Genomic DNA, 13,636 nt, shown 5'->3' on the forward strand with positions numbered 1-13,636 from the left:
ATCAGCGCTCCAATCTCACCGGCACTCTTACCTGTTCCATGATTTGATCGACCAGCTCGCTCGCTTTGAGGCCGTTCATTCTGGCCTCCGTATGCAGGGAGAGCCGGTGAGACAATACATGCGAAGCAAGCTTCTTCACATCATCAGGCGTAACAAAGCTGCGCTGCTCCAAATAAGCGGCTGCTTTGGCCGCCCGGGCAAACGAAAGGGCAGCACGCGGGCTGGCGCCAAGCTGGATACCGGGATGCTCGCGTGTAGCTCTGACAATGCTGACCAAATATTTGGCCACCGCCTCATCCATATGGACAGCCTGCACCTGCTGCTGAATGCGGATAATATCGTCCACATCGGCGATTTGGGCAATTTGGCTCTCCGGCTGCAGCCGAACTTCGCCGCCCATAATCATCTTCTGCTCATCTTCCTCGCTAGGATAGCCGAGCGAAAGCTTCATCATAAAACGGTCAAGCTGCGCTTCCGGCAGCAAATAAGTGCCCTCGAATTCGATTGGATTTTGCGTGGCAAGCAGCATAAACGGATGAGGCAGCGCGTAGGTGTCGCCGTCTACCGTCACATGGCCCTCCTCCATCGCCTCCAGCAGCGCAGATTGGGTTTTGGTCGTCGCCCGATTGATCTCGTCAGCCAGCAGCAAATTGGTCATGACCGGACCCGGCCTGAACAAAAACTCCTCCTGCTTCGGATGATAAATGGACACGCCTGTTATATCAGTAGGCAGCAAATCCGGATTGCACTGAATGCGCCTGAACTGGCCGCCGATTGAACGAGCCAGCGCCTTTACGAGCTGCGTCTTTCCCGTGCCGGGAACATCCTCTAACAGTACATGCCCGCCGCCGATCACTGCAATCATCAGTCTTTCGATTTGCTCTTGTTTTCCCAAAATACTATAATTTAGATTAGTAAGAATAGATGCGCATAATTGCATGTCAACCTGTCGCGTTTCCATATGAATAACCTCCCGCAGCGTATCAAGATGGATAAAGGCATATAGTTCCATTTTACAGTAGTCCAGCAAGTAAGTACAAATGCATCAATTTCCAAAAAAAACTGGAGGATCCCACAGGACCCTCCAGTTTTCCAATCTATTTCCCCTATATTACCCCTTAGGCCGAATAACCAATGCCGCCAGGAACGAAAAGATGATCGCAGCCGATATGCCCGAGCTCGTCACTTTAAAGATGCCGGAAATAACGCCAATCCAGCCTTGGTCATGCAGCTCGGTCAGAGCCCCGTGCACAAGCGCATTGCCGAAGCTCGTAATCGGGACCGTCGCTCCCGCTCCGGCGAAGGCAACGAGCGGCTCGTATAAGCCGATGCCATCCACCACTGCCCCAATAACGACCAGCGTCGCCATCGTATGCCCCGGGGTCAGCTTAAACACATCAAACATAATTTGCCCTAGGACGCAAATAGCGCCGCCGACTAGAAATGCCCATAAAAAAATCATCGCCTTACCCTTCCTTTCCGCAAATCGCGACAGCATGCGCAATGCCGGGAATGCTCTCGCCCTGCTGGAATGACAGCGGTGACAGCAGCGCTCCCGTCGCAACGACTAATATCCGCTTCAGCTCGCCCCTTGCGAGCCGCTTAAGCAAATGGCCATAGGTGACAACTGCCGAGCAGCCGCAGCCACTGCCGCCCGCCTGCACCTTCTGGCGGTTCACATCGTACACCATTAGGCCGCAATCGCCAAAAACCGTGTCATCCATCGGCACGCCATTTTGCAGCAGCAGCTCATTGGCAAGCGGATGCCCGACACCAGCAAGGTCGCCTGTTACGATTAAGTCATAATCTTTTGGGGAACGTCCTGTATCGTTAAAATGCGCTTGAATCGTATCGACAGCCGCAGGTGCCATCGCAGCGCCCATATTAAATGGATCGGTGATCCCGAGATCGACGATTTTCCCGATCGTCGCGCATTCGATGGTCGGACCGTCCCCCGAAGCGGCAACGAGTCCGGCTCCAGCGCCAGTAACGGTATATTGTGCCGTCGGCGGCTTCTGCGAGCCGTATTCGGTCGGGTATCTGAACTGCTTCTCCGCCGTGCAGTTATGGCTGCATGTGCCCGCCAGCACATAATCGGCAGAGCCGGAGTTGACGAGCATTGCGGCAATCGACAGCGACTCCATCGACGTGGAGCAGGCGCCGAAGACGCCAAGATAAGGCACGCCCAGCGACCGCGCTGCAAAGCTGCTGCTTATGATTTGGTTCATTAAATCGCCGCCCACAAAAAACTGCACCATTTCCTTGTCGATCCGGGCATGCTGAAGCGCGAAGTCCGCTGCCTGCTCCAGCAGCAGCCGCTCGGCCTTCTCCCAGCTTTTCTGCTGCATATCCAGCTCGGGATGCACAAGGTCAAAATCCTCGGCCAGCGGGCCGTCGCCTTCGTCTGGCCCTACTACCGTTGCCGCGCCGATGATGACGGGGCGCTTCTCGAACCACCAGGTCTGTTTGCCGCGCAGCATATTATTGCCCTCCTGTGCCGAGAATGAGATGGACGATGCCGACGAAGAATGCTGCCACAACGCCGAACACGATAACGGAGCCCGCCAGCTTGAACATATTGGCGCCAACGCCAAGGACAAGCCCTTCAGCACGGTGCTCCAGCGCCGCCGAGCACATCGAATTGGCGAAGCCTGTGACAGGCACGGCTGTGCCGGCTCCTGCCCACTGGGCGATTTTATCGTACACCCCAATGCTCGTCAAAATCACTGAAATAATAATGAGCACAGCAACCGTCGGATTGCTCGCATCCTCCGCCTTCATATGAAGCAAATGCATAAACAGCTCCTGAATCACTTGCCCAAGCACACAAATACCGCCGCCAATAATGAAGGCTCTCAAACAATTCGTTCCTATGGAGCGGGCAGGCTCCCGCGTTTTGGCAAAGTTCTGGTATTCCTTTGACGACATCGCCATCTTCTTGTATTTCCCTTTGTCTGAGCTGCTTGCTGTCATAGCTTGCCCCCCTTTCCGTTATACGCTGCTGCAAAATGCTAAACACGAGATGCGCGGACGCACCAGTTCTTGATCATTATTTGCCACCTAAGGGGCTATTATGTATGCAGCACATCGTTTTCCTTTCAAATGCTTATATTCGGAAAAAAAGAGCATTCGCCCGCTTTAGCCGCAGCCAAAACAGTCGAATGCTCCTTTATATTCCTGGTCCGTGAGCCAGCACGGACATCCAGCTTAAAATAATAGCAAAATCAACAGCAGAACGAGCAGCACATACAGCGCCAGCACAAGTAAAATCAGCTCCAATTGCTTGCGGCTGCTTAATGCATTGGCTTTCCTCACAGGCGGCCCTCCCTTTAGCTATGCTTCTATACGTTCAGCATATGCGGGCAGGGGCAAATGCGGAGCTTGTCCGCAGCGGTTCTTCTAGCTTTCCAAAATCGCTACGCCTTTCGCTGCGATGGCAAGCGATCCGTTTACAGCTTCCCCGCTCAGCAGCTCTTTCGTGAACGTGCTAGGCAGCTCCGAGAGCTGCACCGCTTCCGCATTGTGATTCAAAATGAACGTAAAGGTGCTGCCGTTAATGGCCCGCTGCGACACTTCAACGCCGTCTGGAGTCGCAAGCAGCGGTTTAATGCCGGCAGAACAGCACAAATGGGCCATGAAGCCTTCGAGGAACGTTTTATCCGGGCTGGTCGCCACATACCAGGCTTTGCCTTCGCCAAACGAATTAACCGTTACCGCAGGCATGCCTTTATAGAAGTCTGAACCATATTCGGCAACCACTTCAGCGCCCTCTGTATGAATCAGATCGCACAAAATGCTGCCGGAGTATGTCCCGCTATCAAGCGCGCCAAGCGGTTTATTAAGGATAATATCATTTTGCTTGCCCGGCAGCAGGGCATCGATTTCCTCGGCCCAAATGCCCAGCACCTTGCGCAGCTTGCCCGGATATCCGCCCAGCGTCACGATATCATTTTCATTGACGATGCCGCTGAAAAACGTCGTGACGAAAGTGCCGCCGCGCGCAACGAAAGCTTCAACCTTCTCCGCAAAGCCAGGCTTCACCATATACATCACAGGAGCGATGACGAGATCGTAACGATCGAGCTGCTCCTCCACGCTGATCATATCCGTCTGCACGTTCATTTGGAACAAGGCGTCATAATATTTATGAACCTCATCGAGATATTTAAGCGCGACGGTCGGACCGCTCGACAGCTCGACCGCCCAGCGATTTTCCCAATCGTAGACGATCGCTGCCTTGGAATGAACACGCGAATCGAGGATGCGGCCAGACAACTGCTGAAGCTCAGCACCCAACTCGGCACATTCGCGGAATACGCGGGTATTTTCATGGCCGACATGCTCAATAACGGCGCCATGGTATTTTTCACAAGCACCAACCGAGCGGCGAAGCTGGAAAAACAGCACCGTATCCGCGCCGCGCGCCACCGCCTGATAGCTCCATAGCTTCATAATGCCAGGACGTTTAAGCGAGTTGTACGGCTGCCAGTTTTGCTGGCTTGGCGTTTGCTCCATCAGCATAAACGGCTGGCCGCTTTTGAGGCCGCGCATCAGATCATGCGTCATTGCCGTCAGGCTGAATGGCGTATCCATCGCAGGATAGTTGTCCCAAGAGACGACATCCATATATTTTGCCCATTCGAAATAATCCAGCTCGGAGTAAGTACCCATTAAGTTCGTTGTCACTTGCAGATTAGGCGAATGCTGCTTAATCGCTTCATATTCCAGCTTATAGCAAGCAAGCATGCTTGCCGACTGAAAGCGGCGGTAGTCGATGGAAATGCCCTGGAAATTGGTCCGGTTGTGGCCCCACTCCTCGCTGAGGGCACTGGGAGCAACGATCTCATCCCAATCGTAAAAGGTATGGCCCCAAAATGCGGTATTCCACGCCTTGTTCAGCTTCTCAAGCGTGCCATATCGCTGCTCCAGCCAAACGCGGAATGACGCCTCGCAGTTGTCACAGTAGCAATAGCCGCCGTATTCATTCGATACATGCCATACGAGCACAGCGGGGTGATCTTTATAGCGCTGTGCAATCGTGCCAGCCAAACGCTCGGACAGCTTGCGGTAAGCCGGGCTGTTCGGACAGGAATTGTGGCGTCCGCCGAATTTGCGCTTGCGTCCGTCGTAATCGACACGCAGCACATCGGGGTGCTTTTTCGCCAGCCATGCCGGGTGTGCACCTGTACTCGTCGCCAGACAGACATAAATGCCGTCCTTGTATAGTCGGTCAATGATGCGGTCCAGCCATTCGAGATCATAAGTGTCCTCATCAGGCTGAATGCGCGCCCACGAAAAGACGTTGACGGTCGCTACATCAATGCCCGCTAGCTTGAACATCCGAATATCCTCTTCCATAACAGACTCATCCCACTGCTCCGGATTGTAGTCGCCACCGTACCAAATTTTCGGCAATTTTTCATTAATCACTGTAAAACAGCTCCTCTTCCATTTCGACTAGTCTTTAATTACCATAACATGCCTATTGACAGAAATGAAGGAGAGAACTCATTTAAGAGTTCTCCCCTCCATTGCATCCCCTTACTTTTGCGACCAGAACTCCACGCGGTCTTTAACCATTTGCGTAAACTGTTCATTCAGCTTGCTAGCGCCTGCTTTGTCCAGATCCGCCATGAAATCATCCCATATTTTGTCGAAGTTTTCCGGCTTCGCCAAAATCGCTTCCGGAACACGTTTCTTCATAATATCTTGTGTTTTTTGGAAAATGACATCCGCTTCCGAGCCTGTTTCAAAATTCAAGTTCCATGCTGCGCCGTAAGGACGCTCAGGGAAAGCATCGTCTGCAGGCCAGAATTCTTTGTACATCTCCACTTTGTAAGCGGCAAGCGTCTTTTTGTCCGCTTCCGAATATTCAGCTTTGAACTGCTCTGGGAATTTCGTCGTAAAATAGTTGCCTGTGGAATCTTTAACGCCATCGCCGTAACGAGCCGATATGAAGTAATTTTCAATACCTGTCGTTTTCTTAAATTTGTTGCCATCGTTTGTTTTGAGATCTTGAATTTCTTGCTTGAATACGCGTTTGCCGTCCACAACATCATAATGCTTGCCTTCAATGCCCCAGTTAACGAGAATTTGACCTTCTTCAGAAGCCAAGTAATCCAGGAACTTGATCAGACGGACAGGATCTTTGGCCGATTTCGTAATCGCAAGACCGTGTCCTGCCATGTAGCCTGTACCTTGATACGAATGATCTTGGAAGCTTTCATCAAGCGTTACAGGGAAGCGCGCATACGTCGCATCGAACTTTCCTTCCGCTTTCAGGGAATTTTCCGCTTGCATGTAGTCCCACTTCTGATCGATAATGCCGACTACTCGGCCTGTTGCAATTTTAGATTTGTACTGGTCATATTTTTGAACGAAGCTTTCTTTGTCCAGAAGGCCGATATCGTTCATGTGGTTCAGCCAGCGGAAATATTCTCTTTCTTCCTCACGTTGGTAGTGAAGCTTCGTTTCGAATGTTTTCTCGTCGATAGCGAACTCGCCATTATCCGGCAAGCCTGTTGCATAAAATGCAGGGTTTGTTACGGAAATCAGAATTTGCCATTCGCCGCCGTTAAGCGACAAGCCGATTCTTTTTTGTCCATCCTCAGTCGTCGGATTTTTCTCAATGTACGATTTAATGGCATTTTCATAATCTTTAACGGTTTTGATTTCAGGGTAGCCCAGCGCCTCAAGCGCCTGATGCTGAATTTCGAAGCCGCCTTCGGCATCAAAATAAGTTTGGCCTACACCGGAAGAAGGAAGCTCATAAATAGCTGGATCATCTTTGCTGTAACGAAGGCGGGTTAAATAATCGCCATACACTTTTTTAATATTAGGGGCATGTTCTTCAATGAGATCCGTCAGGTCAAGAAGCGCGCCAGCGTCAACCAAGCTTTTTACGCTGCCCTTCGCCATAACCATATCCGGATACTCTCCGCTTGCTGCCATTAGAGCGAACATGTCCGTATCTGATCCGCCAACCGGGAACTCCTGCTGCATCGTAATGCCTGTTTTTTCTTGGAGGAATTTACCGATGTCGCTTTGCATGTTATCCCAGTCTGGATTGTTATCGCCCGATACCAGTCGTACCGTAATAGGCTCAGTAGAGCTTCCATCGCCTGCATTGCCAGTATTGCCTGTGCCTGCTTCGTTATTGTTGCCCGAGCCGCATGCTGTGAAAGTCAAAGCCGTTGCAAGCAGCAAGCCCATTAGAGCGGTTTTCTTTTTCTTCATCTTCGTATTGCCTCCCTTTTAATCGGTATTAAATTATGAAGCGATAAACTTGTATATAACAGGAAACCTGCTATTACCATATGGAAGCCTTAAGGCCCGTCCACTAGCTCTTGACGGAGCCAAGCGTCATCCCTTTGACAAAATATTTTTGCAGGAAAGGATAGACGACTAAAATCGGTACCGTAACGACCATCGTAATGGCCATCCGGATGGATTCTGGCGATACCGCAGCCAAGTTTTGCTGTACGCTCGCATCACGGTAATTAGAGCCGGACTGCGTCGATTGCAGCACCTTCATCAGCTCATATTGCAGCGTTGTAAACTGCGGGGCCTGCGGATTGTACAAATACGTATCTAACCAAGCATTCCAGTGTTGTACCGCAATGAACAGTGCAATTGTCGCCAACACAGGCTGGCAAAGCGGCAGGATGACCCGCCAGAAAATCGTAAAGTCATTGGCGCCATCGATTTTTGCAGACTCTTGCAGAGCGTATGGCAGCCCATCAATGTAGGAGCGGACGACGAAAATGTTCCAAACGCTCAAAATAAGCGGAATAATATATACCCAGAAGCTGCTCATCAAATTTAGATTCTTAATCAGCAAATAAATAGGGATCATACCGCCGGAGAAATACATCGTCATCGCGAAAAGCGGTGAAATCAGCTTGCGCGCCTGAAATTCGCGGCGGCTAAGCACAAATGCCATCATTGAAGCCGACAGCACCCCGATAATCGTACCGATAATCGTACGCAGCACCGAGTTTTGGAAACCGGTCAGCAATGTTTTATACTGAAAAATCGTAATATAGTTTTCCAAGGTGAATTTTCTAGGCAGCACCGTAATGCCGCCTTTCACCGTATCCATCGATTCATTGAATGAAATAGCGAGTACGTTCAAAAACGGGTAAATCGTAATTAATCCAGCAAGCCCCATCACAATATATATGATGACGTCTGTAATGATTTCTGACTTTGGTCTAATCGTTCCCTGCATGCTTTTCTCCTCCTAAATAACCGATTCTTTCGTAATGCGTTTGTAGATGGCGTTAGCGCTAAACACGAGTATAATGCTGACGACGGAGTTGAATATGCCGATCGCCGTACCGTAAGAGAAGCGGGTCATTTGAATGCCATACTTCAGCGCATATAAATCGAGTACCTCGGAATAATCGACAACGAGCGGGTTGCCGAGGAGGAATTGCTTTTCAAAGCCAATGCTGATCAAATGTCCGATGGACAAAATAAACAATACCATAAAGGTGGTGCGAATGCCGGGCAATGTAATATTCCACATTTTACGGAATCTTCCTGCTCCGTCAACGGTTGCCGCTTCATATTGCTCGGGATCAATGCCCGCCATAGCCGCCAGGAATATGATCGAGTTCCAGCCCGTTTCCTTCCACATATCGGACATCGTTACAATGCCCCAGAACCAGCTGCCTTTCGTCATAAATTGAATCGGCTCGTCTATCAGATTTAGCCACATAAGCAGGTCGTTGACACCGCCGCTATCCGTGGACAACATTTTGCTAACAAGGCCAGCGACGACAACCCAGGATACAAAGTGGGGCAAATACGAAATCGTCTGGATGGAGCGTTTGAAAAATTGGCCTCTGATCTCATTGAGAAACAGGGCAAAAATAACGGGAACGGTAAACGAGACGATCAGTCCCATAATACTCATGCCCAGCGTATTGCGCAGGACGAGATAAAAGCGTTCATCTCCAAACAACTGAATGAAGTTGTCGAAGCCGACCCATTTTTGTTCAAAAAATCCTTTGGCCGGTTTATAATTCTGGAATGCCATCACCCAGCCCCAAAGCGGTACATAGCTGAATACGAAAACCCAGATGACAAACGGGACGGACATAAAATACAAGTATTTCTGCTGCTTCATCCGGTCCCAGAAACGATTGGCTTTGCTTTTGTTCACATTAAGCGGGTGTTCTGCGGTTGGTAACGATTTCATCTCTGCTCCTCCTAAAAACTTCACTTTCACTCAACATATCCGTGAATTTCTCTCTTTATTATGTTCCCATCATAACCGATAGCATTTTCAGCTAGGCACCCGACAAATTCCACCTAAAATCATATAAAAATACGTACAGGCTGCTATTTATGTGATTTTGATATGATTTTTCTGCAAAAAATGAGGGATTCCGGCCGGATCATTAGCTAAAAATGACGGATTTCGCAAAAAAATGCCCTCCGCTTGAAAACAAGCCGAGGGCATTTTTGGAAAATAAAATATGTAATTGGAAGTTTATTTACCCGCTTCGTTATGATTCTACGATGGCAATTGCACGCGCCGGCGCTCCATCGGCATTCCGAAATTTGAGTGGCAAAGCGCAAAAGGTAAATACTCCGCCGCCTATTTGATCCAAATGAATTAAATTTTCGACGATAACCATTTCGGATTGCGAAAAGATTTTTTTGTGAATGGTCAAATTCGCATCCGAAATCGGGTCAACGCCAATAACGTCGAGGCCGACCCCTTTTTTACCACTTTTGATTAAATAGTCGGCTACTTCCTCCTTCATATAGGGATACTCGCCAAAATATGAATCCGTCCCCCAATACTTCGACCAGCCTGTGTAAAAAAGCAGAAAATCAACCGAGTCGGCAAGCGCGCGTACCCGCTCAATATAGTCCATCGTAATTTGCTCGCCAGCCTGCAGATCGCTGCATGAAATGACGAGCGCCGTCCCCACGAACTGCTGCGCTGGAATATGCTCCAGCGTCTTTCCACCCGCAAATATATGCGCAGGCGCATCCATATGTGTGCCGGTGTGAGAAGCAAGCGTCAGCAGCGTTTCTCTAAAGCCGTCCTTCTCATACGTGCTCAGCGATTCCAGCGTTGGCTGCGGCGTACCGGGATAAACGGGCGTCTGTTCAAAAATGGTATGCGTCAAATCGATGACTTTCAATCCACGTTCCCCTTTCGATTTAGATTTAGATTTAGCTTTCGCTTTAAGACTCCTGCCGCTCGGCATCTGATTTCACCATGCCTTTAAACGATGATGGCGACATGCCTTTATATTTTTTAAATTTAGCGTGAAAATAATCGACGTTCGCATAGCCGACCAGCTCGGATACTTGATGGACCTTAAGCCCTTGCTGAAGCAGCTCTACCGCATGGCGCAGCCGCACCTGATCGAGATAGGTGTTGAAATGCTCGCCGGTGAAATTTTTAAACATTTTGCCCAAATAGCCGCTATTATAATTAAACAGCTCTGCCAGCGTTTCCAGCTTTAAATTTTCCGCATAATGGCGCTCAATAAAACCGGTAATTTGCTTAATGACCGATACATTGCTCGAATTTCCGAGACGGAACGCGAGCTGCGACAGACGGTCCTCCAGCAGCGCCATCATCTCATCATAGTTCGTCTGTTTGTATAAATCCGTTACAATGCGCAGCTCGTCCTGAATCGCAAGCTGTACATGAACCGCCGTCAGCTTGTTCAATACAATCGTCAGCATTTGCGCAAAGCTGGTTTTAATGCGCTGCTCGGAAAGCCGGCTCGTGCTCGCCAGCTCCCCCGATTCCTGCAGCATCAGCCGCACGCCATCCTGGCTGCCGATGTCGAGCATATAATACAGCTTCTGGGCCAGCTCCTGGAGCCGTAATTGGAGCTGCTCCTCATCCGCCTCTGCATGCAGAGCCTGCTCCTCGCCTCCGACGAGATGAAGCTCGCCGCTTGACAGCCGGAAGCTATGCTTAATCGCCGCAAGTATGGCTTCATAGCTGCTCGGCAGCTGTACAAGCGCAGGCACCGCCTCGCCAACGACAGCGATATAACGCTGCTCCTGCGCCGCCTGCTGCACCCACTGCCGAAGCAGCTCGCCCGTGCCTTCCTGCACGACGTAATCTTTCAGCAGCACAGCCGTATATGCGCCCGAGCTAAACGTCCAGCCTGCCCGGTTGCTCTGTACCGCACTTGTCAATCTACGCCTCGCCGCAATGCTTGCAGCAGACGTATGCTCCTCCGTTCTTGACCACTCAATGAGCAGCAGCTGGAAGCTCTTCGCCGTAACGCCAGTAAGCTGCTCCAGCTCCTTCCATATTTCCGGATAGCTGGCCGCGTCGCCCGATACAGCAAGCTGCAGCAGCTCCTCCCGGCGCAGCGTCTCTCTATGGCCAAGACTTGCCGCCTGCTCGGAACGCTTGTCCAAAATCCCCGCGATACGCACAACATTCTCATAGAGCTCGTCATCGTCAACCGGTTTTAATATATAAGCGTCAATGCCGAACTGGATCGCCCGCTGCGCGTAGCTGAAATCAGCATGTCCGCTCAAAACAAGAAAATGGCAGGAGGTGTCAATTTTGCGAATTTCCTCTATCACCTGCAAGCCATCCATTCTCGGCATGCGTATATCCATTAAAATTAAATCGGGCGCCAGCTGGCCGTGCTTAATAAGGGCTTCTGGGCCGCTGGCCGCTTCCCCTACCCAAACAAACCCAAGACTTTCCCAATCAATAATTGTACGCAGACCTGCGCGAATCATCGGCTCATCATCAACGATAAGCAGCTTATGCATCTTCTTGCCCTCCTTGCGCTTGCGGGATTTGAAACGTAATGGTCGTTCCGCCATCTTCCCCGCCGCTCATAATCTGCAATCCGGAAGCCTGTCCATAGAGCAGCACCAGTCGCTGATGAACATTGCGCAGTCCAATGCGATATTCCTGCTCATCGTCCATATCCCCCAGCGCCAGCATAATTTCATCCATTCTAGCCTCGTCAATGCCAATGCCGTTATCCGACACTTTCACATGCAGCACCCGATCCCGTAGCAGCGTCGTCACGGTCACGCAGCCGCCTTCATCGATGTTTTCCAAACCATGAATGACCGCATTTTCGATCAACGGCTGAATGATCAGTGGCGGAATGTCCAATGACTGTGCATGCGGGTCCAGCTCCAAATTAAAGGTGAGGCGGTCATTGCCGTAGCGAAACTTCTGAATTTCCAAATAACAGCGGACAATTTCCAGCTCATCCTTAAGTCTTATTTTACCAGCGCCAATTTCCAAATTGCGGCGAATGAGCTTGCCTAGCATATGGACAATCGAGGAAATTTCCGTCTGGCCGTTTACATGCGCTTTCATGCGAATGGACTCCAGCGCATTAAACAAAAAATGGGGATTGATTTGGCTCGCCATCATTTTAAGCTTAATATCCTTCTGCCTCAGCTCCAGCTGATCCTGCTGCCGCTGGGACTCGGAAACCTCGTCCATCAGCCCGCGAATGCTGACCACCATATTGTTGAACTGCCGCGAGAGCAGCCCAATCTCATCATTGCCGTCCACCGTAGCCACCGTCGTCAAATCGCCCATTGCTACTTTGTTGAGGTTTTTATGCAGCAGCAGCATGCGCGTCGCAAGCAGTCCCGAGAAAAAATAAATGAGCAAAAACGCAATCGCCAAACTAATGCCCATAATCGTCAGTCCCAAAATACTAATGCGATTCGCTTCGCTGACGATGCTGTCGATCGAAAAGACGGATACGATGCGCAAACCATTGCGGCTCGATTGTGGGGTGAGCTCCTCCATGACAAGCCGCGAACGCTTGCCTTCATACAAAATTTCAAAGGTACCCGGCCCTTTCCCGGACAATTGATTGGAAAAATCGAGATTGGTTAAATTCAGCCCCACCTGCTTCGGATTGCTGGCCGCCACAATATAGCCGGAATCATCAAAGATCATCGTATCGAAAGGCTCCTGGCTAAGCAGCGCATTCAGCTTCTCTTGATTGATGCCAATGACTAGCACGCCGCTTGTCCGATAGGTAGGAAACGGTATTTTTCGTACAAGGCTGAGATAATTTTTATTTTTCTTCGTCTCATCCTTGATGTACATCCAGTGGATGCCGACTTCCCCCATCGCACTTTTGTACCAGGAAGCCTCTTCAGTGGCTTTGCTTGTTTTGATGAATTCCCAGTTATCAAGAATCGTTTCGTTCGTCGTATAAAAGCGGATATTATTGATTTCTGAATACAGCTGCATATAATCTTTAAACGCCCGAAATTCCCACAATGCGCTTACAGCCTCAAACGTAGATTCATAATTGGTGTTCACCGTGCTTCGCAGCGCATTGTCAAACAGCATTTTATCCGAAATTGTAATGGGCATCCGAATAATGTCATCCGTCTGCTTCTTGATTTTCTCTACATTGTTCAGCGTCTGCTGCGTCGCCTGATTCAGCACATTTTGACGAAAGGCCGCCGTTAAAATAATGCCGACAAGCAGCACCGGAATGCAGACGACGAGCAAAAATGAAATCATCAGCTTATGCTTAATGCGAACATCGTTCATCTTCCTGACGAAGGCAGATTGTTTCTTCACTCGGCAAATGCCCCTTCTTCTATTACTTCTTATATCTCTAGCGTCAATTCGTGGTAAAAA

11 protein-coding genes are annotated in these 13,636 nt (G+C 50.0%); all 11 read right to left on the bottom strand.

Going from position 1 to position 13,636, the window contains the following annotated elements; genetic code table 11:
- Position 1 precedes the first annotated feature (1 nt).
- Positions 2-961 (bottom strand): AAA family ATPase, encoded by a 960-nt coding sequence (locus tag AC50Y5_RS16180; protein WP_494862053.1) that lies wholly within the window; start codon positions 959-961, stop codon positions 2-4.
- Between the two features lie 150 nt (positions 962-1,111).
- Positions 1,112-1,462 (bottom strand): stage V sporulation protein AE, encoded by a 351-nt coding sequence (gene spoVAE / locus AC50Y5_RS16185; RefSeq protein ID WP_056041954.1) that lies wholly within the window; start codon positions 1,460-1,462, stop codon positions 1,112-1,114.
- Between the two features lie 4 nt (positions 1,463-1,466).
- The gene (gene spoVAD, locus AC50Y5_RS16190) at positions 1,467-2,480 is read right to left on the bottom strand and encodes a stage V sporulation protein AD (protein WP_056041955.1); all 1,014 of its coding nucleotides are present in this window, start codon (positions 2,478-2,480) and stop codon (positions 1,467-1,469) included.
- A 1-nt stretch (position 2,481) separates the two neighbouring features.
- Positions 2,482-2,973, bottom strand: a complete 492-nt coding sequence (spoVAC, locus tag AC50Y5_RS16195; protein ID WP_056041958.1) for a stage V sporulation protein AC — start codon at positions 2,971-2,973, stop codon at positions 2,482-2,484.
- A gap of 426 nt (positions 2,974-3,399) precedes the next feature.
- Positions 3,400-5,430: a beta-galactosidase gene (locus tag AC50Y5_RS16200; RefSeq protein ID WP_056041961.1), complete on the bottom strand. Its 2,031-nt coding sequence runs from the start codon at positions 5,428-5,430 to the stop codon at positions 3,400-3,402.
- A gap of 111 nt (positions 5,431-5,541) precedes the next feature.
- Entirely contained in the window at positions 5,542-7,236 is a 1,695-nt protein-coding gene (locus AC50Y5_RS16205) for an ABC transporter substrate-binding protein (RefSeq protein WP_494862057.1), read from the bottom strand.
- A 103-nt stretch (positions 7,237-7,339) separates the two neighbouring features.
- Positions 7,340-8,230 (bottom strand): carbohydrate ABC transporter permease, encoded by an 891-nt coding sequence (locus AC50Y5_RS16210; protein ID WP_056041966.1) that lies wholly within the window; start codon positions 8,228-8,230, stop codon positions 7,340-7,342.
- Positions 8,231-8,242: 12 nt separating this feature from the next.
- Positions 8,243-9,205, bottom strand: coding sequence for an ABC transporter permease (locus AC50Y5_RS16215; RefSeq protein WP_056041968.1), 963 nt, complete (start codon positions 9,203-9,205; stop codon positions 8,243-8,245).
- A gap of 310 nt (positions 9,206-9,515) precedes the next feature.
- Positions 9,516-10,163 carry a cyclase family protein gene (locus AC50Y5_RS16220; protein WP_056042099.1) on the bottom strand — a complete coding sequence of 216 codons (648 nt, stop codon included), beginning with the start codon at positions 10,161-10,163 and terminating at the stop codon, positions 9,516-9,518.
- Positions 10,164-10,206: 43 nt separating this feature from the next.
- Positions 10,207-11,775: a response regulator transcription factor gene (locus tag AC50Y5_RS16225; protein ID WP_494862060.1), complete on the bottom strand. Its 1,569-nt coding sequence runs from the start codon at positions 11,773-11,775 to the stop codon at positions 10,207-10,209.
- The gene (locus AC50Y5_RS16230; RefSeq protein ID WP_155973521.1) at positions 11,768-13,576 is read right to left on the bottom strand and encodes a sensor histidine kinase; all 1,809 of its coding nucleotides are present in this window, start codon (positions 13,574-13,576) and stop codon (positions 11,768-11,770) included. The genes AC50Y5_RS16225 and AC50Y5_RS16230 overlap by 8 nt, the downstream gene beginning before the upstream one ends.
- Positions 13,577-13,636 lie beyond the last annotated feature (60 nt).

This window comes from Paenibacillus sp. JT22N7, from assembly GCF_059383875.1.

Coding starts and splice junctions, on each gene's coding strand:
- AC50Y5_RS16180 (WP_494862053.1), bottom strand. CDS start 961: ATGGAAACGCGACAGGTTGACATGCAATTATGCGCATCTATTCTTACT.
- spoVAE (WP_056041954.1), bottom strand. CDS start 1,462: ATGATTTTTTTATGGGCATTTCTAGTCGGCGGCGCTATTTGCGTCCTA.
- spoVAD (WP_056041955.1), bottom strand. CDS start 2,480: ATGCTGCGCGGCAAACAGACCTGGTGGTTCGAGAAGCGCCCCGTCATC.
- spoVAC (WP_056041958.1), bottom strand. CDS start 2,973: ATGACAGCAAGCAGCTCAGACAAAGGGAAATACAAGAAGATGGCGATG.
- AC50Y5_RS16205 (WP_494862057.1), bottom strand. CDS start 7,236: ATGAAGAAAAAGAAAACCGCTCTAATGGGCTTGCTGCTTGCAACGGCT.
- AC50Y5_RS16210 (WP_056041966.1), bottom strand. CDS start 8,230: ATGCAGGGAACGATTAGACCAAAGTCAGAAATCATTACAGACGTCATC.
- AC50Y5_RS16215 (WP_056041968.1), bottom strand. CDS start 9,205: ATGAAATCGTTACCAACCGCAGAACACCCGCTTAATGTGAACAAAAGC.
- AC50Y5_RS16225 (WP_494862060.1), bottom strand. CDS start 11,775: ATGCATAAGCTGCTTATCGTTGATGATGAGCCGATGATTCGCGCAGGT.